This window comes from Plantactinospora soyae, assembly GCF_014874095.1.
Classification (GTDB): domain Bacteria; phylum Actinomycetota; class Actinomycetes; order Mycobacteriales; family Micromonosporaceae; genus Plantactinospora; species Plantactinospora soyae.
Window position 1 is genome coordinate 2,811,760 of the sequence record NZ_JADBEB010000001.1, and the last position, 26,791, is coordinate 2,838,550.

Annotated in this window: 24 protein-coding genes, 1 tRNA gene and 1 pseudogene; 19 read left to right on the plus strand and 7 right to left on the minus strand. The window is 71.5% G+C overall.

Going from position 1 to position 26,791, the window contains the following annotated elements; genetic code table 11:
* Positions 1-48: 48 nt before the first annotated feature.
* On the minus strand, positions 49-1,335 hold the full coding sequence (locus tag H4W31_RS12645) for a hypothetical protein (RefSeq protein WP_192766839.1): 1,287 nt from the start codon (positions 1,333-1,335) through the stop codon (positions 49-51).
* Between the two features lie 367 nt (positions 1,336-1,702).
* Here H4W31_RS12645 and H4W31_RS12650 point away from each other — a divergent pair, with 367 nt between their 5' ends.
* From H4W31_RS12650 to H4W31_RS12675, 6 genes are all read left to right on the plus strand, one after another.
* Entirely contained in the window at positions 1,703-2,605 is a 903-nt protein-coding gene (locus H4W31_RS12650; protein WP_192766840.1) for a TatD family hydrolase, read from the plus strand.
* A gap of 80 nt (positions 2,606-2,685) precedes the next feature.
* Positions 2,686-3,561 carry a 16S rRNA (adenine(1518)-N(6)/adenine(1519)-N(6))-dimethyltransferase RsmA gene (gene rsmA / locus H4W31_RS12655; protein WP_192766841.1) on the plus strand — a complete coding sequence of 292 codons (876 nt, stop codon included), beginning with the start codon at positions 2,686-2,688 and terminating at the stop codon, positions 3,559-3,561.
* Between the two features lie 148 nt (positions 3,562-3,709).
* The gene (locus H4W31_RS12660) at positions 3,710-4,666 is read left to right on the plus strand and encodes a 4-(cytidine 5'-diphospho)-2-C-methyl-D-erythritol kinase (RefSeq protein WP_192766842.1); all 957 of its coding nucleotides are present in this window, start codon (positions 3,710-3,712) and stop codon (positions 4,664-4,666) included.
* Between the two features lie 22 nt (positions 4,667-4,688).
* Positions 4,689-6,518, plus strand: coding sequence for an ABC-F family ATP-binding cassette domain-containing protein (locus H4W31_RS12665; RefSeq protein ID WP_192766843.1), 1,830 nt, complete (start codon positions 4,689-4,691; stop codon positions 6,516-6,518).
* A gap of 98 nt (positions 6,519-6,616) precedes the next feature.
* Positions 6,617-7,072 (plus strand): DUF4383 domain-containing protein, encoded by a 456-nt coding sequence (locus tag H4W31_RS12670; RefSeq protein ID WP_192766844.1) that lies wholly within the window; start codon positions 6,617-6,619, stop codon positions 7,070-7,072.
* 106 nt (positions 7,073-7,178) lie between these two features.
* Positions 7,179-7,652 (plus strand): DUF4383 domain-containing protein, encoded by a 474-nt coding sequence (locus H4W31_RS12675; protein WP_192766845.1) that lies wholly within the window; start codon positions 7,179-7,181, stop codon positions 7,650-7,652.
* Between the two features lie 85 nt (positions 7,653-7,737).
* On the opposite strand, the gene H4W31_RS12680 is transcribed toward H4W31_RS12675, so the two are convergent.
* Both H4W31_RS12680 and H4W31_RS12685 read right to left on the minus strand, forming a co-directional pair.
* The gene (locus H4W31_RS12680; protein WP_225946503.1) at positions 7,738-8,340 is read right to left on the minus strand and encodes a TetR/AcrR family transcriptional regulator; all 603 of its coding nucleotides are present in this window, start codon (positions 8,338-8,340) and stop codon (positions 7,738-7,740) included.
* 228 nt (positions 8,341-8,568) lie between these two features.
* On the minus strand, positions 8,569-9,540 hold the full coding sequence (locus H4W31_RS12685; RefSeq protein WP_192766846.1) for an acyl-CoA desaturase: 972 nt from the start codon (positions 9,538-9,540) through the stop codon (positions 8,569-8,571).
* 377 nt (positions 9,541-9,917) lie between these two features.
* On the opposite strand from H4W31_RS12685, the gene H4W31_RS12690 reads away from it, so the two are divergent.
* From H4W31_RS12690 to H4W31_RS12730, 9 genes are all read left to right on the plus strand, one after another.
* A tRNA-Gln gene (locus H4W31_RS12690) sits at positions 9,918-9,989 on the plus strand.
* A gap of 115 nt (positions 9,990-10,104) precedes the next feature.
* Positions 10,105-11,619, plus strand: coding sequence for a bifunctional UDP-N-acetylglucosamine diphosphorylase/glucosamine-1-phosphate N-acetyltransferase GlmU (glmU, locus tag H4W31_RS12695; RefSeq protein WP_192766847.1), 1,515 nt, complete (start codon positions 10,105-10,107; stop codon positions 11,617-11,619).
* A 51-nt stretch (positions 11,620-11,670) separates the two neighbouring features.
* On the plus strand, positions 11,671-12,651 hold the full coding sequence (locus tag H4W31_RS12700; protein WP_192766848.1) for a ribose-phosphate diphosphokinase: 981 nt from the start codon (positions 11,671-11,673) through the stop codon (positions 12,649-12,651).
* Positions 12,652-13,015: 364 nt separating this feature from the next.
* Positions 13,016-13,699, plus strand: coding sequence for a 50S ribosomal protein L25/general stress protein Ctc (locus H4W31_RS12705; protein WP_192766849.1), 684 nt, complete (start codon positions 13,016-13,018; stop codon positions 13,697-13,699).
* 105 nt (positions 13,700-13,804) lie between these two features.
* On the plus strand, positions 13,805-14,395 hold the full coding sequence (gene pth, locus H4W31_RS12710) for an aminoacyl-tRNA hydrolase (protein ID WP_192766850.1): 591 nt from the start codon (positions 13,805-13,807) through the stop codon (positions 14,393-14,395).
* Between the two features lie 147 nt (positions 14,396-14,542).
* Positions 14,543-15,406 (plus strand): inositol monophosphatase family protein, encoded by an 864-nt coding sequence (locus tag H4W31_RS12715; RefSeq protein ID WP_192766851.1) that lies wholly within the window; start codon positions 14,543-14,545, stop codon positions 15,404-15,406.
* A gap of 39 nt (positions 15,407-15,445) precedes the next feature.
* Positions 15,446-16,357, plus strand: a complete 912-nt coding sequence (cysD, locus tag H4W31_RS12720; RefSeq protein ID WP_192766852.1) for a sulfate adenylyltransferase subunit CysD — start codon at positions 15,446-15,448, stop codon at positions 16,355-16,357.
* Positions 16,357-17,646, plus strand: a complete 1,290-nt coding sequence (cysN, locus tag H4W31_RS12725; protein WP_192766853.1) for a sulfate adenylyltransferase subunit CysN — start codon at positions 16,357-16,359, stop codon at positions 17,644-17,646. The genes cysD and cysN overlap by 1 nt, the downstream gene beginning before the upstream one ends.
* 46 nt (positions 17,647-17,692) lie before the next feature.
* On the plus strand, positions 17,693-18,595 hold the full coding sequence (locus H4W31_RS12730; RefSeq protein ID WP_192766854.1) for an arylamine N-acetyltransferase family protein: 903 nt from the start codon (positions 17,693-17,695) through the stop codon (positions 18,593-18,595).
* A gap of 42 nt (positions 18,596-18,637) precedes the next feature.
* Here the strand turns inward: H4W31_RS12730 and galK are convergent, their stop codons facing one another.
* Together galK and galE are read right to left on the minus strand one after the other, a co-directional pair.
* Entirely contained in the window at positions 18,638-19,810 is a 1,173-nt protein-coding gene (gene galK / locus H4W31_RS12735; RefSeq protein ID WP_192766855.1) for a galactokinase, read from the minus strand.
* Positions 19,807-20,793 carry a UDP-glucose 4-epimerase GalE gene (gene galE / locus H4W31_RS12740; RefSeq protein WP_192766856.1) on the minus strand — a complete coding sequence of 329 codons (987 nt, stop codon included), beginning with the start codon at positions 20,791-20,793 and terminating at the stop codon, positions 19,807-19,809. Before galE ends, galK begins: the two co-directional genes overlap by 4 nt.
* 184 nt (positions 20,794-20,977) lie before the next feature.
* Between galE and H4W31_RS12745 the strand changes: the two genes are divergently transcribed.
* Positions 20,978-22,066 carry a hemolysin family protein gene (locus H4W31_RS12745; RefSeq protein ID WP_192766857.1) on the plus strand — a complete coding sequence of 363 codons (1,089 nt, stop codon included), beginning with the start codon at positions 20,978-20,980 and terminating at the stop codon, positions 22,064-22,066.
* Here the strand turns inward: H4W31_RS12745 and H4W31_RS12750 are convergent.
* The gene (locus H4W31_RS12750) at positions 22,059-23,321 is read right to left on the minus strand and encodes a sialidase family protein (protein ID WP_192766858.1); all 1,263 of its coding nucleotides are present in this window, start codon (positions 23,319-23,321) and stop codon (positions 22,059-22,061) included. The genes H4W31_RS12745 and H4W31_RS12750 overlap by 8 nt on opposite strands.
* Positions 23,314-23,868, minus strand: coding sequence for an RNA polymerase sigma factor (locus H4W31_RS12755; RefSeq protein WP_192766859.1), 555 nt, complete (start codon positions 23,866-23,868; stop codon positions 23,314-23,316). Before H4W31_RS12755 ends, H4W31_RS12750 begins: the two co-directional genes overlap by 8 nt.
* 233 nt (positions 23,869-24,101) lie before the next feature.
* Between H4W31_RS12755 and trpS the strand changes: the two genes are divergently transcribed.
* The 3 genes and pseudogenes from trpS to H4W31_RS12770 all read left to right on the plus strand — a co-directional run.
* On the plus strand, positions 24,102-25,127 hold the full coding sequence (trpS, locus tag H4W31_RS12760; RefSeq protein ID WP_192766860.1) for a tryptophan--tRNA ligase: 1,026 nt from the start codon (positions 24,102-24,104) through the stop codon (positions 25,125-25,127).
* 98 nt (positions 25,128-25,225) lie between these two features.
* A complete protein-coding gene (locus H4W31_RS12765; RefSeq protein WP_318783159.1) occupies positions 25,226-25,780 on the plus strand; it encodes a 2'-5' RNA ligase family protein in 555 nt (184 codons plus the stop codon).
* Positions 25,781-25,846: 66 nt separating this feature from the next.
* Positions 25,847-26,749: pseudogene (locus H4W31_RS12770) on the plus strand (YihY/virulence factor BrkB family protein); the annotation flags it as partial.
* Between the last annotated feature and the right edge of the window lie 42 nt (positions 26,750-26,791).

Consider the following 26,791-nt stretch of genomic DNA (forward strand, 5'->3'; position numbering starts at 1 on the left):
GTCGGGAAACCGGCGACATCGGCCCGGGGCGTGCTGGCCGATCCGTTCTCAGAGCGCGTACGGGACGTCGAGCACCTGATCCTCGGTGACCTCGACGGCAGGTGCCCAGGACTCGTAGACACCGCGTTCGTAGCACTGGGCACCGAGCGCCGCGACGTTGTCCGGGTCGGGTTGGCAGAGCCGGACCCGCAGCCAGCCGCCCTCCTCGCGGAGCACCAGGCACCGGGTGTCGCGCCAGTGGACGTACCTGGCCCGGCGGGTGAGCGTCTCCACCGGATAGCGGGCCGCCCGGGTCATCGCCAGCACCCGGAACTCGCCGGGCGGGTCGGCGACCGCCTCGTGCTCCTGTCCCCGGTAACCGCCGATCAGCAGGGTGGACCGGATCGCGTCGCTGGTCGAGACGTACTCCTGGTCGGGCGATACGCCGGGCACCGTGGCGAGCAGGTGCCGCCAGCGCGGGCCGGCCATCCGCAGCCAGCCGCGCTGCTCCGGCTGGTACGTGTAGAGCACCACCTCGTCCCCGTCCGAGGTGTGCGCCAGCAGGGCGGCGTTCGCCGGCAGCGGCAGGTCGGCGAAGTCCCGGGTGACGAACTCCGGGATGAGGTGCCGCCCACTCGGGGTGAACCCGGTGCCGAGTACCGGCGGCCCGACCCGGTCGTGCGGCGGCATCGACATCAGCCCCTGGTACTCGGCGGCCAGCGGTGCCACGTAGTCGACCGGGTCGATCGCCCGCCAGCGCAGCAGGTACGCGACCTCGGGCACCGCCCGTCCCGCGTCGGAGTCGGTACGCAGCAGCATCTGGTCGGCCGGCATCCGCAGGTGGGCCACGTCGTACTCGCGGTAGCAGAAGCCGTACGGCAGCCAGCCACGGAGCAGGAACCCGGCGAACTGCTGGGCGGAGAGGGCCTTGACCATCTGGCTGCCCCGCCGCACGGTCGCCGACTCGCGTACCGAGACCAGCACCGGATCCTCGGCGGCGCCCGGGCTCTGGCTGAGGCCGTGGATGTCCGACCAGCCCCAGACCCGGTGCAGCGGCGCCGTCAGCGGCGTGTCCGGAGTACCGCGCCCGTTCGCCGGGTCGCCCGTACCGGCACCGCTGCTCACCGGCCGGACGTCGGGCAGTACGCCGACCTCGCTGGCGTGGGCGTACCGGTGGAACGGGTAGCGCGCGTCCGGGCGTCGGTCCCGCTCGAACCCCGGCGCGGAATCGGTGCTGAACAACTCGTACGCGGCGCCCCGGGCGAGTTCGTCGGCCGGGTGCACCGCACCGCCGTACCGGACCCGCAGCCCGGTCGGCGTCTCGGGGACCGCGCTGGCCGGCGGAGACACGCTCACCGCGCCGACGCTAAGACCGGTCAGCACCGGCCCGGTGAACATCGGGTTACCGACCGGGGTTGGCCGGGCCCCGCCGAGCGCGAACTGACGGTTCGGCTGGCCGCCCGGCGCCGGTTCGGCCCCCGCATCCGCCGGTTCGGCCGATCCGATCGCCCGCCCCGCAGGACGCCCTGGTCCAGACTCCCCGCCCCGCCGACTGACTCCGCCCCGCCGACTGACTCCGGCCCGCCGACCGACTCCGGCCCGCTGGCGGCGACCTCCGGCCCGCTGGCGGCGACCTCCGGCCCGCTGGCGGCGACCTCCGGCCCGAGCCGGTCCACCAGGCCCATCTGGTACGCCCGAGCCCGCTTCGCCGGACCGATATGTGATGCTGGCGGCGATGAGTGAGCCAACCGAGAGCCGCCGTCAGCGGGCCGCCCGCCGGGCGGGGGAGTTTCCGCCAGCGCCGGAGCGACTGCCCGCGCCGGTGGTCGACAGTCACACCCACCTGGACATCACCGTCGCCGAGGCCGGCACGCCGCCGGGGGACGGACGGTCGGAGGATCCGGTGGTGGCGGCGGTCGAGGTGGCCGCCGAGGTCGGAGTCGACCGGTTGGTGCAGGTCGGGGTCGACGTGGCCTCGTCGCGCTGGGGCGCCGAGCTGGCCCGGCGGCAGCCGGCGGTGGTGGCCACGGTGGCGCTGCACCCGAACGAGGCGCCCCGGCTGGCCGATCTCGACGAGGCGCTGCGGGAGATCGAGTCGCTCGCCGCCGAGGACCGGGTACGCGGCATCGGTGAGACCGGGATGGACTTCTTCCGGACCGGGGACGACGGTCGGGCGGCCCAGGAGGTCAGCTTCCGGGCCCACGTCGCGATCGCGAAGCGGTACGCCAAGCCGCTGGTCATCCACGACCGGGACGCGCACGCCGACGTGCTGCGGATCCTGGACTCCGAGGGCGCGCCGGAGACCGTGGTGCTGCACTGCTTCTCCGGCGACGCCGAGTTCGCCGCCGAGTGTGTCCGGCGCGGCTACGTGTTGAGCTTCGCCGGAACCGTCACCTTCGGCAACGCCGCCGGACTGCGCGAGGCGGCCCGGGTTACCCCGCTCGACCAGATCCTGGTGGAGACCGACGCGCCGTACCTGACTCCGATGCCGCACCGGGGCCGGCCGAACGCGTCGTACCTGATTCCGCTGACGGTCCGGTCGCTGGCCGAGACCACCGGCGCCGACCTCGGCGACCTCTGCGCGGCGATCTCGGCGAACGGGGAGCGGATCTTCGGCCCCTGGTGACCGCCCGCCTCCGGGGACCCGCCCCGTCCCAGGGCCGGGCGGCGCTGGAGCCGGTGAGGTGGGCCGTACGCTGTCTCAGCATGGCCGCAGACCTGCTCGGCCCGGCGGAGATCCGGGAACTCGCCGCCCGGCTGGGCGTCGCGCCGACCAAGCGGCTCGGCCAGAACTTCGTACACGATCCCAACACGGTGCGCCGGATCGCCGCCGCCGCCGGGCTGAGCACGGCGGACGTCGCCCTGGAGGTCGGCCCGGGGCTGGGCTCGCTCACCCTCGGCCTGCTGGCGGTCGCCGGGCATGTGCACGCCGTCGAGATCGATCCGGTGCTGGCCGGGGCCCTGCCGGAGACGGTCACCCGGCACGCCGGGGCGCCGGCTGCCGAGCGGTTGACCGTGCACCTGGCCGACGCGCTGCGGATCACCGCCGACGACCTGGGCGACCCGGCCCCGACCGCACTGGTCGCGAACCTGCCGTACAACGTCGCGGTGCCGGTGGTGCTGCACCTGCTCGCCGAGCTGCCGAGCCTGCGCCAGGGACTGGTGATGGTGCAGAAGGAGGTGGCCGACCGCCTCGTCGCCGGCCCCGGCTCCCGGACGTACGGCATCCCGTCGGTGAAACTCGCCTGGTACGCGGACGCGCGGAGCGCCGGTCGGGTACCACCGAACGTGTTCTGGCCGGTACCGAACGTCGACTCCGGTCTGGTCGCCTTCACCCGGCGGGAGCCGCCCCGGACCGACGTACCCCGCAAGCGGGTGTTCGCGGTGGTCGACGCGGCGTTCGCGCAGCGCCGCAAGACCCTGCGGGCCGCCCTGGCCGGCTGGGCCGGTGGCCCGGACCGGGCCGCCGAGGCGCTGGTCGCGGCCGGTGTCGATCCGGGTGCCCGGGGCGAGTCGCTGACCGTCGGGCAGTTCGCCGCGATCGCCGCGTCGGCCCCGGTGACCGCATCGACCGCCGAGTAGGCTGACCGCGTGTGTGGCAGGAGGTGTCCGAGGTGACGGCGCAGCCCGTCGATTCCGCGTCCCGGCGGCCGTGGTCACCCGACCCGCTCCGACAGCTGGTGCTGGCGAAGCCGTTCGAGGTCCGACTCCGCGTTCGGGACGTCGCTCCGTGACCGAGGCGTGGCGACCGGACGACGACGAGGACCGTCCGCGCCGGGGCCTGCCGGGCCCGGTGAAGGTCCGGGTGCCGGCGAAGGTGAACCTCCATCTCGGGGTCGGGCCGCTGCGTCCGGACGGCTTCCACGAGCTGAACACCGTCTACCAGGCGATCTCGATCCACGACGAGTTGACCGCCCGGCGCGGCGACACCCTGACCCTGACCATGGAGGGTGAGGGCACCGGCGAACTGGCGCTGGACGAGTCCAACCTGGTGATCCGGGCGGCGCGGGCGCTCGCCGAGCACACCGGGATGCCGGCGCACGCCCGGCTGCACCTGCGCAAGCAGATCCCGCTCGCCGGCGGCCTGGCCGGCGGCAGCGCCGACGCCGCCGCCGCGCTCGTCGCCTGCGACGCGCTCTGGGGGACCGAGCTGTCCCGGGACGAGCTTGCCGGGATCGCCGCCGGGCTCGGCTCCGACGTCCCCTTCCTGGTGTACGGCGGTACCGCGCTCGGCACCGGGCACGGCGAGACGATCAGCCCGATCCTGGCCCGTCCAGTCACCTGGCACTGGGTGGTGGCGATCGCCGACAGTGGTCTCTCCACCCCGGCCGCCTACCGGGAGCTGGACCGGCTCCGGGCCGAGTACGCGGCCCCACCGCCGCTGCGCAGCGCCGACGCCCTGCTCGCCGCGCTGCGTGGCCGGGACCCGGCGCGGCTCGGCCGGGCGCTCGGCAACGATCTGCAGGCCGCCGCGCTGACGTTGCGCCCGGCGTTGGCGGAGACGCTGAAGGCCGGCGAGGCGGCAGGTGCGCTCGCCGGCATCGTCTCCGGCTCCGGGCCGACCTGCGTCTTCCTGGCCACCGACGCGACCCAGGCGGAGGGGATCGCGACCGAGTTGCGGGCGTCCGGACTGTGTCGGACGGCACGTACCGCGTACGGGCCGGTCCCCGGCGCCAGGGTCTGCTGATCCCCTGACTACGGTGGCGAGCATGGCCAATATCGTCAACCTGGATCGGGTCTCCAAGGGGTACGGCGCGGCGGGGCAACTGCTCACCGACGTCTCGCTCGGCCTCGACGACTCAGACCGGATCGGGGTTGTCGGGCTGAACGGCGCCGGCAAGTCCACCCTGCTCCGGCTGCTCACCAAAATCGAGGATCCGGACAGCGGCCGGGTGACGCACCGGCGTGACCTGCGAGTCGCCTCGCTGCCGCAGACTCTGACCCTGGATCCCGAGGCGCGGGTCCGGGACGTGGTGCTGGGCACCGCCTGGCTCGACGAGGGGTTCGGCGCCGAACACGAGTGGGCCGGTGACGCGGGCGTACGGGCGATCCTCGACGGCCTCGGCATGCCGTACCTGGGGCTGGACCAGCCGGTCGGACCGATGTCCGGTGGCGAGCGCCGCCGGGTGGCCCTGGCCGCGTTGCTGGTCCGCACCGCCGACCTGCTGGTGCTGGACGAGCCGACCAACCACCTGGACGTGGCCGGGGTGGACTGGCTGGCCCGGCACCTGATCGGCAAGCGGGGCACGCTGGTGGTGGTCACTCACGACCGGTGGTTCCTGGACGCCGTCTGCACCAGCACCTGGGAGGTCGGCGACCAGGCGGTACGCGCCTACGAGGGCGGGTTCGCCGCCTGGACGCTGGCTCGGGCGGAACGGGAGCGGGTGGCCGCCACGACCGAGGCACGCCGGCAGAACCTGCTGCGCAAGGAGATCGCCTGGCTGCGCCGGGGACCGCCGGCCCGTACCTCCAAGCCGAGGTTCCGGATCGATGCGGCGAACGCGCTGATCGCCGACGTACCGCCGCCGCGGGACACCGTGTCGCTGCAACGGCTGGCCACCGCCCGACTGGGCCGGCAGGTGTACGACCTGGAGAACGTCACCCTGCGGGCCGGCACGAAACTGATCCTCGACGACCTGACCTGGCAGGTCGGCCCGGGTGACCGGATCGCCATCGTCGGGGCGAACGGCGCCGGCAAGACCACCCTGCTCCGGCTGCTCGCCGGCACCCGGGAGCCCGAGAAGGGGCGACTGCGGACCGGTTCGACGGTCAAGCCGGCGTACCTCTCCCAGGAGTTGGCGGAACTGCCTGGCCGGCTGCGGGTGTTGGAGGCGGTCGAGGAGGTGGCCCGCCGGGTCGTCTTCGGGGACCGCGAGATCAACGCGTCCCAGCTCGCCGAGATGTTCGGCTTCGACGACCGTCGGCTCTGGACGCCGGTCTCGGACCTGTCCGGCGGTGAACGGCGGCGGCTGCAACTGCTCCGGCTGCTCGCCGCCGAGCCGAACGTGCTGCTCTTCGACGAGCCCACGAACGACCTGGACACCGACACCCTGGCGGCGCTGGAGGACCTGCTCGACTCGTGGCCGGGAACGCTGGTCGTCGCCAGCCACGACCGCTACCTGGTCGAACGGGTCACCGACGTGGTGTACGGGATGTTCGGTGACGGGCGCCTGGTCCATCTTCCCGGCGGCATCGACGAGTATCTCGCCCGGGTACCCACCTCCGGTGGGCTCCGGACCGGTGGGTTCGGCACCGCCGGCCCGGAGCCCGGTACGGCGGCCGGTACGGCGCCGGAGCGGACCGAGAACGGTCTGTCCGGAGGGGAACTCCGGGCGGCCCGCAAGGAGCTGACCCGGCTGGAGCGGCAGGTCCGCAAGCTGGAGCAGCGCGAGTCGGCGCTGCACGGCGAGCTTGCCGAGCATGCCACCGACTACGGCCGGGTCGCCGAGCTGGACGGCCAGCTCCGGGCCGTCCGGGCCGAGCGGGAACAGACCGAGGAGGCGTGGTTGGCGCTGGCCGAAGAGGTGCCGGAGAGCTGACCCCGGCGTGGCGGCCCGGGGGTGTGCGGCGTCGTCCGGGTGGCATGCGGGAGAATCGGCTTCGACCCCCCACTGGAACGGCGTTGGAGACTTCGAGCATGGGCCACAATCCCGTCAACCACCCCGCGCGGCCGATCTACCGGGCGATCGGCGGCCTGACCGGCGTCTACCTGGTGCTCTTCGGCGTGCTCGGCATCGTCGAGACCAGCGGCGGCGAGTTCTTCGCCCAGGACGAGACCGCGGTGCTCGGTCAGGGCACCAATCTCGGCAACTCGGTGATCTCGGCCGTGCTCGGCGTGATCATCCTGGCTGTGGCCCTGATCGGCCGGAACGTCGACGCGGCAGTCAACAAGGTGCTCGGGTACGCCCTGATGGCGTTCGGCCTGGCCGGTCTCGCGGTGTTGCGTACCGACGCCAACTACCTCAACTTCACCATCGCCACGACGATCGTGCTCATGATCATCGGTCAGGTGCTGCTGGTGGCCGGGATGTACGGCAAGGTCGGCTCCGAAGACGACGCCAAGGCCTTCGAGAGCGCGCGTCTGGTGTCCTGAACTGCGGGTACGCCCTCGGCCGGTGATTGCCGGTTTGCCGGGCAGCCTCCTCCGTCCTGGGTGACAATCCGGTAGGAAAGTCATCCATTGGTACGGAGGAGGGCCCATGGCGCATATCCCGGTCAATCACCCGGCGCGGCCGGTCTACCGGGTCATCGCCGGGCTCATCGCGCTCTACATCCTGATCTTCGGCATCTTCGGCCTGTTCGAGACCGCCGACGACGACCTGTTCAGCCGGAACAGTCACTGGGTGCTGGGGCTGCGGACCAACCTGGCCTTCGCGCTGGTCTCCGTGGTCTTCGGGATCATCGTCCTCTTCGGGGCGATACACCGGGGCAACCTCGGGCACCTGATGAACCTGACCGCCGGGGTGGTCTTCCTGGTCGTCGGACTGGTGATGCTGTCCGTGTTGCAGACCGAGGCCAACATCCTCAACTTCTCGATCTCGACCGTCGTCGTGTCGATGCTGTTCGGCCTGCTGTTCCTGGCCACCGGCCTGTACGACAAGGTGGGTCCGCCGGAGCACGCCGAGGAGGAGGCCGAGTGGCGGCGTAGTTCGTCCGCCCGACCCGGCCGCTGAGCGCCCCGCCGAGGTCGCCGAACGCCGCACCAATGTTGTCGAGCGCCCCGCCGAGGTCGCCGAGCACGGCCCGCCGCCGGAGCCCTCAGCGGGCCCGGCGGGTGAGCAGGGTGGGCTTGGCCTCCAGGTGGGACAGGCCGTTCCAGGCCAGGTTGACCAGGTGCGCGGCCACGGTCTCCTTGCGCGGCTTGCGCACCTCCAGCCACCAGCGCCCGCTCAGCGCCACCATGCCGACCAGCGACTGCGAATAGAGTTCCGCGAGCTTCGGGTCGTACCCCCGGCTCTTGAACTCGGCCCCCAGGATGTGCTCCACCTGGTGCGCCACGTCGTTCATCACGCTGCTGAAGTTGCCGGTCGCGGAGAGCACCGGTGACTCCCGGACCAGTACCCGGAAGCCGTCGGTCTCCTCTTCGATGTAGTCGAGCAGGGCCAGTGCCGCCTGCTCCAACAGCTCGCGGGGATGCCCGGCGGTCAGTGCGGTGGCGACCCGGTCGAGCAGGGCCCGTACCTCCCGGTCGACGACGACCGCGTAGAGGCCCTCCTTGCCACCGAAGTGCTCGTAGACGACCGGCTTGGAGACCTTGGCGCGGGCCGCGACGTCCTCGATCGAGGCCGCGTCGAATCCGCGCTCGGCAAAGGCCTGCCGGCCGATGGCGATGAGTTGTTCGCGTCGCTGTGCGGCGGACATCCGTACCCGGGATCCGGGCTTGGGTATCGGCGGCGTGGCGGCCGGGACCTGTCGGCGGCCGGCGCCCCGACCGGTGGTACTCGCGCCGTCTGTCACCTCGTTATCCCGCTGTCCCGCCGTGCCGCCATGTCGACTCGTGCCGTTCCCGGTGGTGCCCCCGCTTCGCTCGGTCACCTGGCCATCCTGCCAGCCAGATACGCATGGCAGGATGCCCGGTCGCGTCGCGGATCACTGCGAGGGTGTTGTTTTGAGTAGTTTCGCGCTGATCCGCTCCGGCTTCGGCCACCGTACGTCGTAGGCCGCACCGACCTTCTCGAACACCCAGATCGTCCGGGCCGTGATGTCCACCTGACCCCGCAGCACCCCGTGCCGGGCACAGGTCGGGTCGGCGTGGTGCAGATTGTGCCAACTCTCCCCGAAGGACAGGATGGCCAGCGGCCAGAAGTTCGTCGCCTTGTCACCCTGGCGCACCTCGAACGGACGCTCACCGTAGACGTGACAGACCGAGTTGATCGACCAGGTGATGTGGTGCAGCAGCGACACCCGGACCAGGCCGGCCCAGAAGAACGCGGTCAGCGCGCCCTGCCAGGACCAGGTGACCAGGCCGCCGATCGCCGCCGGACCGAGCAGTGAGACCACTACCAGGACCGGGAAGAGCGCGGTCACCCGCCGGATGTCCTTGTCCGCCAACAGGTCCGGGGCGAACCGCTCGCGGTTGGACAGCTCCCGGTGGAACAGCCAGCCGACGTGCGCGTGGAACAGGCCCTTGGTCAGTCCCCACACGCTGTTGCCGAACCGCCATGGCGAGTGTGGGTCGCCCTCGAGGTCGGAGAAGGCGTGGTGACGACGGTGGTCGGCGACCCACTGGGTGATGTCACCCTGGATCGCCAGGGAGCCGGCGACCGCCAGGGTCACCCGCAGCCAGCGCTTCGCCTTGAACGACCCGTGCGTGAAGTAGCGGTGGAACCCGGCGGTGATGCCGACCCCGGCCACCACGTACCAGACGCTGGCGATCGCGATGTCTGTCCAGCTCAGCCAGCCACCCCAGGCCACCGGTACGGCGATGAGCAGGGCGAGGAAGGGGACGGTCACGAAGGCCCAGAGCGCGATCAGGATGCCCTTGGGCTGGACGCCGACGGTGAGCGGCTTGGGTCCACTCTTCGCGCCGGAGGCCGGTGGTTCGAGCAGGACGGAGGACATGGCACCTCACACGGAGCGTAGGGGAAGGATCGGTAACTTACGCCTACGTCACCGTAACCTACGCTGCCGTAGTCTGCCATGGACGCGAACCTGAAAGTCCGCTGGCAGGTATCGACCGATCCTGTCGTACATTCGGTTGAATTCGCTGGTCAGAGCCGGTCTGCTACGCCGTCGTGGCGCACTGTCCACGGATCGGCTGAGCCGCCTGCCGCGCGGGAGATCCAGCACCGCGTGGCGCCGGCAGGGGCCGGTGGTACGCGCCGCTGCGGGATGTTCCCCGACCGGACCGGATGAAACGGCCGAACCACGGAGACCGCCGGCGGATCGAGGGGGTGGGACCGGCCGAGGGCGAGGCGCTAGGCTAACCACGCACACCTTCGGCCGTGGTGTAATTGGCAACACCCAAGATTTTGGTTCTTGTGTTTCAGGTTCGAGTCCTGGCGGCCGAGCTCCCACGTCAGCCCCTTTCCGGGCTGTTCGTCCGGCCGGGAACGCGGGAACCTCCCCTCGTGGTGCGACTAGCATGAGGCCGCATACTGCCGGCCGTTCTGAGGGAGCTACCTCGTGTCCCAGCCCCGCCTCCGTACCGTCGTCGTCCTCGCCGCCGGTGAGGGCAAGCGGATGAAGTCGGCGATACCCAAGGTGCTGCACCCGATCCTCGGCCGTACCCTGCTGGGCCATGTCCTGGCGGCGGCCGCGCCGCTGGCGGCGGAGCGCACCCTGGTCGTGGTCGGCCACGGCGCGGACCGGGTGTCCGCCCACCTCGCCGAGGTCGCTGCCTCGGCCGAGCCGGTGCTCCAGGCCGAGCAGCACGGCACCGGACATGCGGTCCGGATCGCGCTGGACAGCGCGCCGGACGCGACCGGCACCGTGGTGGTACTCAACGGCGACGTGCCGCTGCTCCGGCCGGAGACGGTCACCGCGCTGGTGGCCGCGCACGAGGCGGCGGGCGCCGCGGCCACGGTGCTGGCGGCCGAGGTAGCCGACCCGGCCGGCCTCGGCCGGATCGTCCGCAGCGGCAACGGTGGGCTGGAGCAGATCGTCGAGGAGCGGGACGCGAACCCCGCCCAGCGCGCGATCCGGGAGATCAACGCCGGCATCTACGCCTTTGACGCGGCACTGCTCCGGGACGCGCTGAGCAAGCTCTCTACCGACAACGACCAGGGTGAGGAGTACCTCACCGACGTCTTCGGCCTGCTCGTGGCGACCGGCGAGACGGTTGCCGTGCACGTCGCCCCGGACGCGACCGAGACCCTCGGCTGCAACGACCGCGTCGAACTGGCCGCGCTGCGCCGGTTGCTCCGTGACCGGATCAACGAGGGCTGGATGCGGACCGGCGTCACCCTGCTCGACCCGGCGACGACCTGGATCGACGTCACGGTCACCCTGGACCGGGACGCGATCGTCGACCAGAACACCCAGTTGCGCGGGGCCACCACGGTCGGCTCGGGCGCGACGGTCGGACCGGACACCACCCTGATCGACACGACGGTCGCGGCCGACGCCACCGTACTGCGGGCGCACGCGGTCGGCGCCGCCATCGGCGCGGGGGCGAGCGTCGGGCCGTACGCGTACCTGCGGCCGGAGGCGGTGCTGCGGGACAGGGCGAAGATCGGCACCTTTGTCGAGGTCAAGAAGTCCGAGATCGGCGAGGGCGCGAAGGTGCCCCACCTCAGCTACGTGGGCGACGCCACCATCGGCGCCCAGGCCAACATCGGGGCGGCGACGATCTTCGTCAACTACGACGGCGTGAACAAGCACCACACCACGATCGGGGAGGCGGCCTTCATCGGCTGCGACACCAACCTGGTCGCACCGGTCGAGGTGGGCGCGGGCGCCTACGTCGCGGCCGGCAGCGCCATCACCGCGGACGTACCGCCGGGAGCGCTCGGCGTCACCCGGGCGGAGCAGCGCAACATCGAGGGCTGGGTGGCACGCCGCCGGCCCGGTACGAAGTCGGCGGCGGCTGCGGAGCGTGCCGGACGGACGGCTACCGGCGCAAGCGAAGGTGAGGCAATCCACGGGGCGCCCGATGCGGGTGGCCGTGGCCCGGCCTCGGGGGATACTGCAACCGAATAGTCTCTGGCCCAACACCGGGTGACCCACCGACAAACGGGAGCAGACGAGCCGATGGGCAGCATCGTCGCCGAAAATCGCAAGAGCCTGATGCTCTTCTCCGGAAGCGGATTTCCGGAGCTGGCAAAGGAAATCGGTGAGGTGCTCGGGGTGGCGCCGACACCGTCCGACTCGTACCAGTTCGCCAACGGAGAGATCTTCGTCCGCTTCAATGAATCGGTGCGTGGTTCGGACGCCTTCGTGGTGCAGTCCGTCACGCACGGTGTGAACAAGTGGGTCATGGAGACCCTTATCATGGTCGACGCGCTCAAGCGCGGCTCGGCCAAGCGGATCACCGTCGTCCTGCCGTTCTATCCGTACTCCCGGCAGGACAAGAAGCACCGGGGTCGGGAGCCGATCTCGGCCCGGCTGGTGGCCGACCTGCTCAAGACGGCGGGCGCCAACCGGATCCTCACCGTCGACCTGCACACCGCGCAGATCCAGGGCTTCTTCGACGGGCCGGTGGACCACCTGTTCGCGATGGACATCCTGGCCGAGTACGTCCAGCGCAAGTACGCCGGCCGGCCAATGACGGTGGTGGCGCCGGATTCCGGTCGGGTCCGGGTGGCGGAGCGCTGGACGGACCGGCTCGGCGGCTGTCCGCTGGCCTTCATCCACAAGACCCGGGACCCGTTGAAGCCGAACCAGGTGGTCGCGAACCGGGTCGTCGGAGACGTCGAGGGTCGGGTCTGCCTGATCGTCGACGACATGATCGACACGGGTGGCACCATCTGCAAGGCGGCCGAGATCCTGCACGAGTCGAAGGCCGCGGACGTCGTGGTCGCGTCGACCCACGCCCTGCTCTCCGACCCGGCCACCGAGCGGCTGAAGAACAGCCGGATCAGCGAGGTGGTGGTGACCAACACCCTGCCGCTGCCGCCGGAGAAGCAGCTCGACAAGCTCACCGTGCTGTCGATCGCGCCGCTGCTGGCCAGGGCGATCCGCGAGGTGTTCGACGACGGTTCCGTGACCACCCTGTTCGGCGGGCTGAGCTAGACCCCGCGAGCGTCGTACCGGGGCGTCCCACAGGCAGCCGTGCCGGGGGGCGCCCCGGTACGACCTCCGGACGTCGTCGCCCGCGTCCGGAAGATCGGCGGGCGGGGGCGTGAGCCGGTTCGTGGGGTCCCCGGCCGGCTGGCCGGGGACCGCCGAAACTCCGGATCGGGGCTCGGGTAGACTGGTGCGGTTGCCACGGCGAGGGTGCCCTGCGGGCCGCTGAGCAAGCGCCGCACGGACGCACCGTCATCGACGCGGTGCTCCGGGCTGTGTTCACGACGCAAGCGCCCCAGCGAGCCCCTCGCCCTAGCACCGCAACCGCCAGCCGACGTAGCGACGCAGTGACCGTATCAGGAGTCTTCCCGTGTCCGAGGTAAAGATCAGCGCCGAGCCCCGCACCGAGTTCGGCAAGGGTGGTGCCCGTCGTACCCGCCGGGCCGGTAAGGTGCCTGCCGTGCTGTATGGGCACGGCGAGAAGCCCAAGCACATCGCGCTGCCCGCGCGCGAGTTCGCCGCCGCCATTCGGCACGGTGGCGCCAACCAGTTGTTCGTGATCGAGGTCAGTGACGGCACCCAGGCGCTCGCGCTGCCGAAGGCCATCCAGCGTGATCCGATCAAGGACACCTTCGAGCACATCGACCTGCTGCTGGTCCGACGGGGCGAGAAGGTCACCGTCGACGTGCCGGTGCACCTCACCGGCGAGGCGGCCCGCGACACCCTGGTCATGCACGAGCAGAACACGCTCTCGGTGAGCGCGGACGCCACCCGGCTGCCGGAGAGCCTCGAGGTCTCGATCGAGGGCCTCGAGGTCGGCTCGCAGGTGACCGCGGCGGACGTACGGCTGCCGGAGGGCGTCGAGCTGGTCGCCGACCCGGAGCAGCTTCTCGCGCTCGTCACCCAGGCACCCTCGGCCGAGCAGATGGCCGCGGAGGGCGAGGGCGAGCCGACCGAGGCCGAGGAAGAGGAAGCCGGTGCCGAGGGCCCCGGCGCCGAGGCAGAGCAGGCGGAGGGCGAGGCCGTACCGGCCCAGGCTTCCAACGAGTCCTGACCGAATCTGTAGAACAGGCGCCCCCGGACCGATCGGGGGCGCCTGTTTTCGTAGGACTGACACCAGTGGCAGCAACAGGACCACCAGCGGTACAGGGAGAAGGGCGTGGCGGAAGAGCTTCAGCCGTGGCTGCTGGTCGGACTCGGCAACCCCGGCAAGGAGTACGCCAGGAACCGGCACAACGTCGGGTTCATGGTGGCCGAGTTGGTCGCCGAGCGGATCGGTGCCAAGTTCGGCCGGCATCGCCGTGCCCACGCCGAGGTCGCCGAGGGGCGGCTCGGCTTCGGTGGGCCGAAGCTGGTGCTGGCCAAGCCGCTGACGTACATGAACCTGTCGGGTGGGCCGGTGGCGGCGCTGGCGCAGTTCTACAAGGTGCCGGTCGGTCAGGTGATCGCCGTACACGACGAGTTGGACATTCCGTACGGGCAGCTCCGGATGAAGTGCGGTGGCGGCGAGGGCGGCCACAACGGGCTGCGGTCGATGTCCAAGTCGTTGGGCAGCAAGGACTACGTGCGGGTTCGGTTCGGCATCGGGCGGCCACCGGGGCGGCAGGACCCGGCCGACTACGTACTCTCCGATTTCTCGGCGGTGGAGCGCAAGGAGCTGGAGTTCCTGGTGGACCGGTCGGCCGACGTGGTGGAGGCGGTCGTCACCCGGGGCCTGGAGTGGGCGCAGAACGCGTACCACGGCGGCTGACGCCGGACGGCCTGCCGGTGTGGCGGATCGGTGGATTTGCCTGTTGGATGGCCCTCGCCCGGTAGTCTTCTCGCCGCGAATGAGGAGGCAATCCATGATCCTGGTCTATTCGACGGTCGGCGACGCCGGCTCCTCGGAGGTGTGCTGATGGCCGCGCCACCGGTGATCGACGGAGCCTTCGCCCGCTGGCTGGCCAGCCGCGCCGGCCAGGCCCTGCTGGAGCTGCGCGCGGAGCTGGGGCACGCGGATCCGGGTGCGCTGAAGGCGGCCGGGGACAAGGTGTCGCACGAGCTTCTCCGCTCCGAACTGGCCCGCTGGCGGCCGGCCGACGCGGTGCTGTCGGAGGAGGACGAGGGCTCCCGGCTGGCCTGGGCCGCCGGTGCCGAGCCGGAGGTGGCGCCACGGCTGCGTGCCGACCGGGTCTGGATCATCGATCCGCTGGACGGCACCCGGGAGTTCTCCGAGGAGGGCCGGACGGACTGGGCGGTGCACGTCGCGCTCTGGGCCCGGCGGTCGGGCGCCCCGCACGGGCTGGTCGGTGGGGCGATCGGGCTGCCCGCGCAGCACCGGGTGCTCGGCACGGACCAGCCGCCGGCGTACCCGCCGATGACGTTGCCGGCGGCGACCGGCGGTGCCGGGGCGCCGGACCCGGTGGGGCCGGGCCGGAAGATCCGGCTCGCGGCGAGCCGCAGCCGTCCGCCGGTCTTCCTCGCCGAACTGGCCGACGAACTCGGCGCCGAGTTGGTGCCGATGGGTTCGGCCGGCGCGAAGATCGCCGCGGTGATAACCGGCGAGGTCGACGGGTACGTGCACGCCGGCGGCCAGTACGAGTGGGACTCGGCCGCGCCGGTCGCTGTGGCGACGGCCACCGGACTTTTCGCTTCCCGAATCGACGGATCCGCGCTGAGATACAACCAGGCCGATCCTCGGCTGCCCGATCTCGTGGTGTGCCGTAAGGATCTTGCGCCCCGGTTGCTTGCAGCGTTGCAGCACCATCTCCGGGTACCCTAGCCAAGGTCTACTTGACTTAACCGGCCGGAAAGGTCTGAAATGCGCCAGCCTGCGGCGTACCGGGTGTCGCATCTGGACGCCCTCGAAGCCGAGAGCGTGTTCGTCATCCGCGAGGTGGTGGCCGAGTTGGAGCGGCCGGTGCTGCTCTTCTCCGGCGGCAAGGACTCGATCGTCATGCTCCGGCTGGCCGAGAAGGCGTTCGCACCGGCCAGGATCCCGTTTCCGGTGATGCACGTCGACACCGGCCACAACTTTCCCGAGGTGCTCGACTACCGCGACCAGCGGGTCACCGAGATGGGCCTGCACCTGGTCGTCGCCAGCGTTCCGGAGGCACTCGAATCCGGGCTGGTCCAGGAGTCGGCCGACGGGATGCGCAACCGGATCCAGACCCCGGTGCTGCTCGACGCGGTGGAGAAGTACCGGTTCGACGCGCTGTTCGGCGGCGCCCGCCGGGACGAGGAGAAGGCCCGGGCCAAGGAGCGGATGTTCAGCTTCCGGGACGACTTCGGGCAGTGGGATCCGAAGAACCAGCGCCCCGAACTCTGGTCGCTGTACAACGGCCGGCACCATCCCGGAGAGTCGATCCGGGTCTTCCCGCTCTCCAACTGGACCGAGCTCGACGTCTGGCACTACATCGCCCGGGAGAAGCTGTCGCTGCCGTCGATCTACTACGCGCACCAGCGCGAGGTGATCGAGCGCGACGGCATGCTGTACGCGGTCAACGAGTTCATTTCCCCGCGCGGCACCGAGACACCCTTCCCCGCCCAGGTCCGGTACCGCACCGTCGGCGACGCCTCCTGCACCGCCGCGGTCCGCTCCGAGGCGGACACGGTGGAGAAGGTGATCGAGGAGGTCGCCGCGACCCGGATCACCGAACGCGGCGCCACCCGGGGCGACGACCGGGTCAGCGAGGCGGCCATGGAAGACCGCAAACGGGAAGGCTACTTCTGATGACGGCCACCGCGATCCCCACCGAGACCCGGGGCATGGACCTGCTCCGGTTCGCCACCGCCGGCAGCGTCGACGACGGCAAGTCCACCCTGATCGGCCGGCTGCTCTACGACACCAAGTCGCTCTTCACCGACCAGCTCGAAGCGGTCGAGGCGGTCAGCCAGGCCCGGGGCGACGAGTACACCAACCTGGCGCTGCTCACCGACGGCCTGCGGGCCGAGCGGGAACAGGGCATCACCATCGACGTCGCCTACCGGTACTTCGCCACCCCCCGGCGGAAGTTCATCATCGCCGACACCCCCGGGCACACCCAGTACACCCGGAACATGGTCACCGGAGCGTCCACCGCCGACCTGGCGCTGATCCTCGTCGACGCCCGGAAGGGCCTGGTCGAGCAGTCCCGCCGGCACGCCTTCCTCTGCTCCCTGCTCCGGGTGCCGCACCTGGTGCTCTGCGTCAACAAGATGGACCTGGTCGACTGGTCCCAGGAGGTCTTCGAGCGGATCGCCGACGAGTTCACCGCGTTCGCCGCCAAGCTGGAGGCGCCGGACCTGACCGTGGTGCCGATCTCGGCGCTGCGCGGCGACAACATCGTCAGCCGCTCCGAGAACACCCCCTGGTACGAGGGCCCGTCGCTGCTGCACCACCTCGAACACGTACACATCGCCTCGGACCGGAACCTGGTCGACGTACGGTTCCCGGTGCAGTACGTGATCCGTCCCCAGTCGACCACGGTCACCGACTATCGGGGGTACGCCGGACAGGTCGCCTCCGGCGTACTCAAGCCGGGCGACGAGGTGATGGTGCTGCCCTCCGGGTTCACCAGCCGGATCGCCGGGATCGAGACCGCCGACGGCCCGGTCGAGCAGGCGTTCCCGCCGATGTCGGTGACCGTCCGGCTGGCCGACGAGATCGACATCTCCCGGGGTGACCTGATCTGCCGTCCGAGCAACGCCCCGGCGGTGGCCCAGGACATCGAGGCGATGATCTGCTGGATGGACGAGACCCGGCCGTTGCGGGTCGGCGGCAAGTACGCCATCAAGCACACCACCCGGTCCGCGCGGGCGGTCATCCGCAGTCTCCGGTACCGGCTCGACGTCAACTCGCTGCACCGCGACGAGTCGGCCGCCGAGCTGAACCTCAACGAGATCGGCCGGGTACGCCTGCGTACCACCGTGCCGTTGCTCGCCGACGAGTACCGCCGGAACCGTACGACCGGCGGGTTCATCATCATCGACGAGACGACGAATCGTACGGTCGGCGCCGGCATGATCGTCGAGACCGGCTGACGGCAGTACGCGCGTTGATGTCACAGCCACTGCCTAGGCTGACCGGGTGATCAAGCCAGCAGCGCAAGCGGATCTGTGGCGGCCACCGGCGCTCGACGACGCGGTCGTCACCGCGTACCTGGATCGGCTGGGTCTCGACTCGGCGGCCGAGCGGGCCGACCCGCCCTCGGTGGCGCAGCTGCACCGCCTGCACGCGGCGCATGTCGAGCGGGTGCCGTACGAGACCGTCTGGATCGCCCTGGGTGAAACGCGGGGGATGGACCCGGTCGAGGCGGCCGGTTACCTCGTGGCCGGGCGGGGTGGCTACTGCTACCAGCTCAACGGGGCCTTCTCGGCGTTGCTGAGCACGCTTGGCTACCGGGTCAGCTGGCATCGGGCCGGCGTGCAGGGCCAGGCCGACGACCCGGCGGGGGACAACGGCAACCATCTCGCGCTGACCACGGTCGTCGACGGCCGGGCCTGGTGGTTGGACACCGGCCTGGGCGACGGCCCGCTCGACCCGGTGCCGCTGGTGGCCGGCGCGTTCGGCCCCGACGACCGGTTCCGGTTACGACCGTCGGACGCCGTGCCGAACGGCTGGCGGTTCGACCACGAGCCCGGTGGCGCGTTCGTCGGGATGGATTTCCCCACCACGGCGACCGGGCCGGCCGCGCTGGTGGAGAAGAACATCGAGATCTCGACCTCGCCGACCTCCGGAATGGTTCGGGTGGTGACGGTGCAGCACCGGACCCCGGCCGGCGTCCGGATCATCCGTGGTCGGATGCTGACCGAGCGGCCGGTAGCCGGGTCCGCGACGGTCCAGGAGCTGTCCGGGTACGCGCACTGGCGGGACGTGCTGCGGGAGGTGTTCCGGCTACCGCTCGACGACGTACCGGACGGGCGGCTGCGGGCTGTGTGGCAACGGATCGAGGCGGACCACGCCGCATGGCAGCGAAACGACGCCTCCTGACCTCGAATTCCGGTTCCGGAGTCCCGTAGAGGCTCGGAGTGCTCAGGACAGGCGCCGGGCGCCCGGCCCGGGAACGGCGGTGAAGCTCGTCGGAGCCCGGAAACCCCGCTCGGCGTACGCCTTGGCCACCGCTGACGCCACCGGTTCGGCGGCGGCCCGGTCGACCAGGGCGAGTACGCAGCCGCCGAAGCCGCCGCCGGTCATCCGTGCTCCGTACGCCCCGGCGGCCAGCGCGGCCTCGACCGCGGTGTCCACCTCCGGCACGGTGATCTCGAAGTCGTCCCGCATCGACTGGTGGGAGGCGGTCAGCAGCGGCCCGATCTCGGGCAGCCGGCCGGCGCGGAGCAGTTCCACGGTTTCCCGTACCCGCTGGTTCTCGGTCACCACGTGCCGGACCCGGCGGCGTACCACGGGGTCGTCGAGCCGGGCCAGCGCGGTGTCGAGCTGGTCGGTGCCGACGTCCCGCAGCGCCGGCACCCCGAGGGCGGCGGCGGCCGATTCGCAGGCGGTACGGCGGGCGGCGTACTCGCCGCCGACGTGCCGGTGCGGCGCGTGGCTGTCGACGACGAGGAGGGCGAGCCCGGCGGCGCCGAGGTCGAACGGGACCTGCTCGACCTCCAGGGTGCGGCAGTCCAGGAACAGCGCGTGGTCGGGCCGGCAGCGGATGGACGCCGACTGGTCCATGATCCCGCACGGCATCCCGACGTAGCCGTTCTCGGCCCGCTGCGCCAGCGCGGGGCGGTCGGCCACCGGCACGTCCAGCTTGCCCAGGTCGAGCAGGGCGGTGAGCACCGCCGCCTCCAGTGCCGCCGACGAGGAGAGTCCGGCCCCCAGCGGTACGTCGGAGGCGATCGCCAGCCGGGCGACCGGTACGTCGAGTCCGGCCTCGTAGAGGGCCCAGACGACCCCGGCCACGTACGCCGCCCAGCCGCCGACCCGGCCAGGTTCGGCGGCCTGGGCCCGGCCGAACGAGACCTGCTCGCCGGCCTGTTCCGACCAGACCGTCCAGCGTCGACCGGAGTCGGGCGCGGCGGCGACGACGGTACGCCGGGGCAGCGCGAACGGCAGTACGAAGCCGTCGTTGTAGTCGGTGTGCTCGCCGATCAGGTTGACCCGGCCGGGTGCCGCCCACAGCCCGGCGGGCTGGCTGCCGTACGCCCTCGTGAAGCCCGCGGTGGCCCGTTCGGTGACCGGTTCGTCCGGTTGGCCGGTCACGCCTGGCCGTCCTGGAGCCGTGCCTGGTAGAAGGTCCAGGCGTCGGAGACGATCTCGGGCAGGCCGGGCTTGGCCGGGGTCCAGCCGAGTTCGGTGCGGGCCCGGTCGGCGGAGGCGACCAGTTCGGCCGGATCACCCTCGCGGCGGGGGGCCGTCTCCGTCGGCACCGGATGGCCGGTCACCTCGCGAACCGCCTCCACCACCTGGCGGTTGGTGAAGCCGTTGCCGTTGCCGAGGTTGAAGACCCGGTGTTCGCCGGGCCGGGCCGCCTCCAGCGCGAGCAGGTGGGCCCGGGCCAGGTCCTCGACGTGGATGTAGTCCCGCACGCAGGTGCCGTCGAGGGTCGGGTAGTCGTCGCCGAAGAGTTGCAGCTTCTCGCGCTGGCCGGCGGCGACCTGGAGGGCGATCGGAATCAGGTGGGTCTCCGGCTCGTGCCGTTCGCCGAGCGCGACCCCGTCCCGCAGGTACGCCCCGGCGACGTTGAAGTAGCGCAGCGAGACGGCGGCGAGTCCGTGCGCGGTGGCCATCGAGGCGAGCGCGAAGTCGACGGCGAGCTTGGTGGCGCCGTACGTGTTGGTCGGCAGCGTGTTGGCGGTCTCCGCGATCGGCAGGCTGGTCGGGTTGCCGTACACGGCCGCGGTGGAGGAGAAGACGAACCGGGGTACCCCGGCGGTCCGGGCCGCGTCGAGCAGGGCGAGGGAGCCGACCGTGTTGTTCGCCCAGTAGATCTCCGGTTTGACCATCGACTCGCCGGCCGCGATCAGCGCGGCGAGGTGCAGCACGCCGTCGAAACCGGCGTCCGGGGTGAGTACCTCGGCGGCGTCATGGATGGACGATCGGACGAAGGTGGCCTCCGGGGCGACCGCCTCGGGATATCCGGTGCGAAGGTCGTCGAGGACCACCACCTGGTGCCCGGCGTCGAGCAGCATCCGGGTGACCACGCTGCCGATGTAACCGGCACCCCCGGTGACGAGGAGTTTCACGCCTGTGCCCTTCCTGACTGGTGCGATGGGATCGGTACTGGTGTGATGAGCGGAATTCAGTTGACCAACGCCCGGAGCATTCCACCACGTTCGGTCAATTCTGCACAGAGCCGAACACGGCCGGGAGGATGAACCGGGTCCAGGGTGCCCACGTCGGGCGCCTCTGGTGTCTACCATTTCTGGCATGCGGGAGTCCGGCAGTACCGGGCCCCGGCGACGATCGCCGGGGCATCCTCGAAGAGATCCGGGCCCGCTCGCCCGGGCGCTGGCCCGAATCGTCGTACGTGCGGCGGACGGGGCGACCCGACTGGTCACCGCACTGCTGGGGGCGAGTCCGACGGCGGGCCGGGAGCAGATCAGCGAGGCCGAACTCCGCGACCTGGTCGCCGTGAACACCCGGCTCGACCCGGTGGAGCGGGGCATCATCGACGAGGTCCTGGAGGCCGGTGCCAGCCTGGTCCGCGAGGTGATGATGCCCCGGACCGAGGTGGTCTTCCTGGCGGCCGGGCTGACCCTGAGACAGGCGGCCCAACTGGTACGGGCGGAGACCCACACCCGGTACCCGGTGGTCGACGGCACCCACGACGACGTGATCGGCTTCGTGCACCTGCGCGACGTACTGCTCCGACCGGACGGCGACGCCTGCACCACGATCGGTGAACTCACCCGCGAGGTGAAGAAGGTGCCCGGCAGCAAGCGGGTACTCGCGGCGCTCACCGAGATGCGCCGCGAACGCCACCACCTCGCCGTCGTGGTCGACGAGTACGGCGGTACGGCCGGGATCGTCACCCTCGAGGACCTGATCGAGGAGCTGGTCGGCGAGATCCACGACGAGTACGACACCGACCCCGACCCGGTGCTGACCGGTGGCCCGATCGAGGTGGACGGCCGGCTCAACCTGGCCGACTTCGCCGAACGGGCCGGCTTCGCACTGCCCCCCGGCCCGTACGAGACGGTCGGCGGGTTCGTGATGGCGGCCCTGGGCCGGTTGCCGGTCCGGGGCGACGAGGTCGCGGTGCCCGGGATGGAGGATCCGACCGCCTCCGGGGCGGCTCGGGGCGGTGCCGGACCGGACGACCCACTTCCCCCGGGTGGCTGGCTGCTGCGGGTGCTGGCGGTGCAGGGGCGGCGGGTGGCCCGGGTCGGCATCTCGGTGGGCCGGCTGCCGGAGCAGCGTACGAGCGTGTCGGTCGGAGACACCGGCCGAGCGGACCGGGGTGCCGCCCGGGTGGCGGCGGAACCGGAGGGCGGACCGGCCGGCCAGGTCAGTTGATCTGGAGTTTGCGCCAGGTGGCACCGTCGGCGGAATAGGCCGCCCAGCCGGAGCCGAACAGGTCGTAGGCGACGTATCCGGCGAGGGTCCGGGTCAGCCGGCCGACCACCGGCAGGTTGCCCTCGGCCCGGCTGAAGGTCGCCCCCTGGTCGGCGCTGACGTGGAAGCGCCGATCGGTGCCGGCCACCAGCAGCCGCCCGTCGAGCAGGGGCACCAGCGCGCCGCTCACCCCCTGCGGTGCCGCCGGGCCACCGGACAGGGTGCGGGTGAAGCTCTGCCCGCCGTCGGAGGAGTGGAACAGCGCCCGCACCGTCCGGTCGGTGCCGAGCACGGCCGCGTACGCCTGACTGCCCAGGCTGGTCACCTCCACCGACCCGGCCGGTACGCCGGTTCCGGGTAGCTCGACCGTTCGCCAGTGCGTACCCCGGTCCCGGGTCATCGCCACGGCGGCGTTGCCGTCGCGGGTACCGCCGACCCACCAGGCGCCGTCGGCGGTGGTCGCCGGTGCCACCCAGCAGACGTCGAGGTCGGGGGCGGTCGCGGGAACGCCGGCCCGGGGCAGCGCCGGCTGCCAGACCTCGACGTCGAGCCCGCACCGGCCGCCGCCCGGTCCGGCCCGCAGCAGGTCGTCGGCGGTCGCCGGTACGCGTCCGGTGCCGCCGCCCGCCCCGACCGGCCGCCAGTTCCGTCCCTGGTCCGTCGAGACGTGGGTCCGCGGCCCCGAGGTGATCATCAATTGGCCGTCGGGAAAGCCGGTCAGTTCCGCGCCCTCCGAGCCGACGACGGCTCGGGGCAGTTCGCTGTACTGCCAGGTCAGGCCGCCGTCGTCGGTCCGGCCGACGTTGGTCGGACACGGGGCCACGGCCGGGCAGCCGGCCAGCAGGTAGCCGTGGTCCGGGTCGACGAACTCGACATCGGTGATCGTGCCCGGGACCTGTGTGACGGCCGACTCGGTGAGCCCGTTGATGGTGATCCCGGCGTCGGTGTAGACCGGGCCACCGCCAGGTGCCTCGGCCACCGGCGGCGGCAGCGGATCCCTGCCCTGGGCATTCCAGGGCTGGAGCAGGGTCGCCGCGACCGCGACACAGAGCAGGCCCGCGCTGCCGCTGCCGACCGCGCGTCGGCGCCGTCGCCGGACCGCCGCCCGCTCCCGGATCCGGGCCATCGGTGGCTGGTCGATGCTGTCCAGCAGGTCGGTCCGGCCGTGTGCCAGCCGTACGTCGAGACCGGCACCGGGCATCTCTCGATCACGCATGCTTCACCCCGCTGGAACCGCTGGCCCGGGCGGTCCGGGCCGGCGGTTCCGTTCTGGCGGCGGGCGCCGGGGCACCGCCGCCCTGGTAGTCGCCGAGTTCGGCGGCGAGTGCGGCGCGGCCCCGGGACAGCCGGGACTTCACCGTGCCACCCGGTACGCCGAGCAGTCCGGCGATCTCCTCGACCGGTAGGTCGGCGAAGTAGTGCAGCACGATCACCTCCCGATAGCCGACCGGCAGGCCGGCCAGTGCCTCCCGCAGATCCGTCCGTTCGGGCCCGGGAGCGGGCTCGACCAGCCGGGTGACCGGACGGTCCCGCAGCAGGATGGTGTTCAGCAGTTGGCGTCGTCGCCATCGGCGCCGGACCACGTTGACCGCGACCGTCCGCAGCCACGCCTCCGGGTTGTCCACGTCGGCGAGCCCCTGCGGCCGGGCGATCGCCCGGGCGAAGGCCTCCTGCACCACGTCCTGTGCCTCGGTCAGATCGGTGGTGAAGGCGTAGACCTGTGCGACCAGTCGCCGGTAACAGGCGTGGTACAGCTCGCCCATCGCCTCGTCCACCGTCGCCCGCCCACGGCCCGTCCCGCGTCCGCCCCGATTCCGTACCAAGTGCTGTCCCTCCGGCCAGGCCGTGCGGCGCGCGGATGCGGCGACGCCGACCGACTCCGGTTTCAGGGTACGAGTCGCCGCCGGGGCACCCGGTTCCACCGAGTTGGGGGCCGGGGGGATTTGGCACAGGGCCGTCGGGACACGCTCCCAGGGATGCTGTCAGAATTGCCGGCATGTCCGACGTTCCTGCCCGGCCTCGGGTGCTCTCCGGCATCCAGCCGACCGCCGACTCCTTCCACGTGGGCAACTACCTGGGCGCGGTACGCAACTGGGTGGCGATGCAGGAGACGCACGACACCTTCTACAGCGTCGTCGACCTGCACGCGATCACCGCCGGGCATGATCCGGTCGCGTTGCGGAACCAGACCCGGGTCGCGGCGGCACAGCTCTTCGCCGTCGGGTTGGACCCCGAGCGGTGCACCCTGTTCGTCCAGTCGCAGGTGCCCGAGCACGCACAGCTCGCCTGGGTGCTGAGCTGCATAACCGGGTTCGGCGAGGCGAGTCGGATGACCCAGTTCAAGGACAAGTCCGTGAAGCAGGGCGCCGACCGGTCCAGCGTCGGCCTCTTCACGTACCCGATCCTTCAGGCCGCCGACATCCTGCTCTACCAGGCCGACGCGGTACCGGTCGGCGAGGACCAGCGCCAGCACCTGGAGCTGACCCGCGACCTGGCGCAGCGCTTCAACACCCGGTTCGGCCGTACCTTCACCGTGCCGGCCCCGTACATCGTCCGGGACACCGCGAAGATCACCGACCTCCAGGACCCCACGGCGAAGATGTCCAAGTCGGCGTCGTCGCCGGCCGGGATCATCATGCTGCTGGACGACCCGGCCCGGTCGGCCAAGAAGATCAGGTCCGCGGTCACCGACACCGGCCGGGAGATTATCTTCGAGCCGGAGCAGAAGCCCGGGATCGCCAACCTGCTGACCATCTACGCCGCCGTCACCGGCCGGACCATCGAGGACCTGGTCGCGGCGTACGAGGGTAAGGGTTACGGCGACCTGAAGAAGGACCTGGCCGAGGTGGTGACGGAGTTCGTCCGGCCGATCCAGCAGCGGACCCAGGCCTACCTGGACGACCCGGCGCAGCTGGACAAGCTGCTGGCGCTCGGTGCCGAGAAGGCCCGTACGGTCGCCTCGGCCACCCTGCGCGAGGCGTACGACCGGGTCGGGTTCCTGCCGGGGGCGAGGAACGGTTAGTTCTGGTGAGGGCGGTGACGGTGCGGGGCAACCCGCCGGTCACCAGGGACGTGCTCGTCGGTCCGGGGTGCCGGCCGAGGGGTGAAGTGGAGCGGAGTGTGGTTGTCACGGACGGATCGCAGGATCCCGAGGCCCCGGTGACCCGGGTCGGGATCGCCGTGGACGTCCCGGAGCCGTGGTGCGAGTTCCTCACCCGCCGACGGGCGGAGGCGGGCGACCCGCAGGCCGCGTACGTTCCGGCGCATCTGACGTTGCTCGGGCCGACCGACATCTCGCTGGCGAGCCTGCCGGCGGTGGAGCGGCACCTGGCCGAGGTGGCCGCCGCGCACCGACCGTATCTGCTGCACCTGCGGGGTACCGGCACCTTCCGGCCGCTCACCGAGGTGGTCTTCGTGGTGGTCGCCGCCGGGATCAGCGAGTGCGAGCTGCTCGCCGGGGCGATCGGTACGGCGCCTGAACTGCGTCGGGAGAGCCGCTTCCCGTACCACCCGCACGTCACGGTGGCCCAGGACGTCGCGCCCGAGGCGCTGGACCGGGTCTACGAGGACCTCGCCGACTTCTCCGCGTTGTTCAAGGTGGAGAAGTTCACCCTGTTCTCGCACAACGGCGGGATGCACTGGCAGCCCCGACGGGACTTCGTGCTCGGCGGTTGACCCGCAAAACCGGCGCGCCGGGTTGACCGGCCCCCGAGCGGCGTGGCGATGGGCAAGGATGGCGGCGTGAACGCCTTTGAACGGGTGTTGTCCTGGATCGACCGGCGGCTGACGGCGCACCGTCGGCGATCGCCCTGGTTCGATCACTTCGCCCGGGCGGTGGGCCGCTACACCGATGTGCTCGGCGGGCGGCTGGCGGCGGCCATCGCGTACTACGGCTTCTTCGCGGTCTTCGCTCTCGGCCTGGTGGCGTACGCGGTCCTGGGTGCGCTGCTCGGGGACAGTGTCGAGAGCGGCCGGGTGATCGTCGGCTTCCTCCAGCGGAATCTGCCGTTCGTCGACCCCGAACAGATCCGGCAGAGCAGCAGCCGGCCCGGCATCATCGGGCTGGTCCTGCTCGCGGTCACCGGTATCGGCTGGGTGGAGTCGATCCGCTCGTCGCAGCGGTTGATCCACGGGCTGGCCCAGCATCCGGGCTACATCGTGCTCCGGCAACTGGTCGACCTGGTGATCCTGCTGGTCATCTTCATCCTGCTCGGGCTCTCGGTCGGCGCGGTGGACGCGTTGGAGTCGTTGCTCAGTTGGCTGCTGGGTGCGCGGTCGATCGCGTTGACGATCTGTAGCTGGGCGCTGGCGTTCCTGATCAACGTGCTGCTGGGGTCGGCGCTGCTGCTCGCCGTACCGCGCCTGCGGATGAGCTTCCGGCGGTGGCTTCCGCCGGTGCTGTTCGTCGCGGTGGGCATCACCCTGATCAACTCGGTGGGCCGCTACTACGTGGTGCGCTGGGAGCGCAATCCGGCGTACACGGTGGTGGCCGGCGCGGTCGGGTTGCTGATCTACCTCTATCTCCTGAACCAGCTTCTCCTGTTCGGGGCCGCGATCGCGGCGACCAGCCGGAGCGGGCGGGTCCGGGACCTGGCGGGGGCGGTACCGGTCGCCGACCCGGCCCGCCCCGAACCGCCATCGACGGACCGCCCGCCGCCGCGCAGCGAATCATGGTCGTTGGGCGAA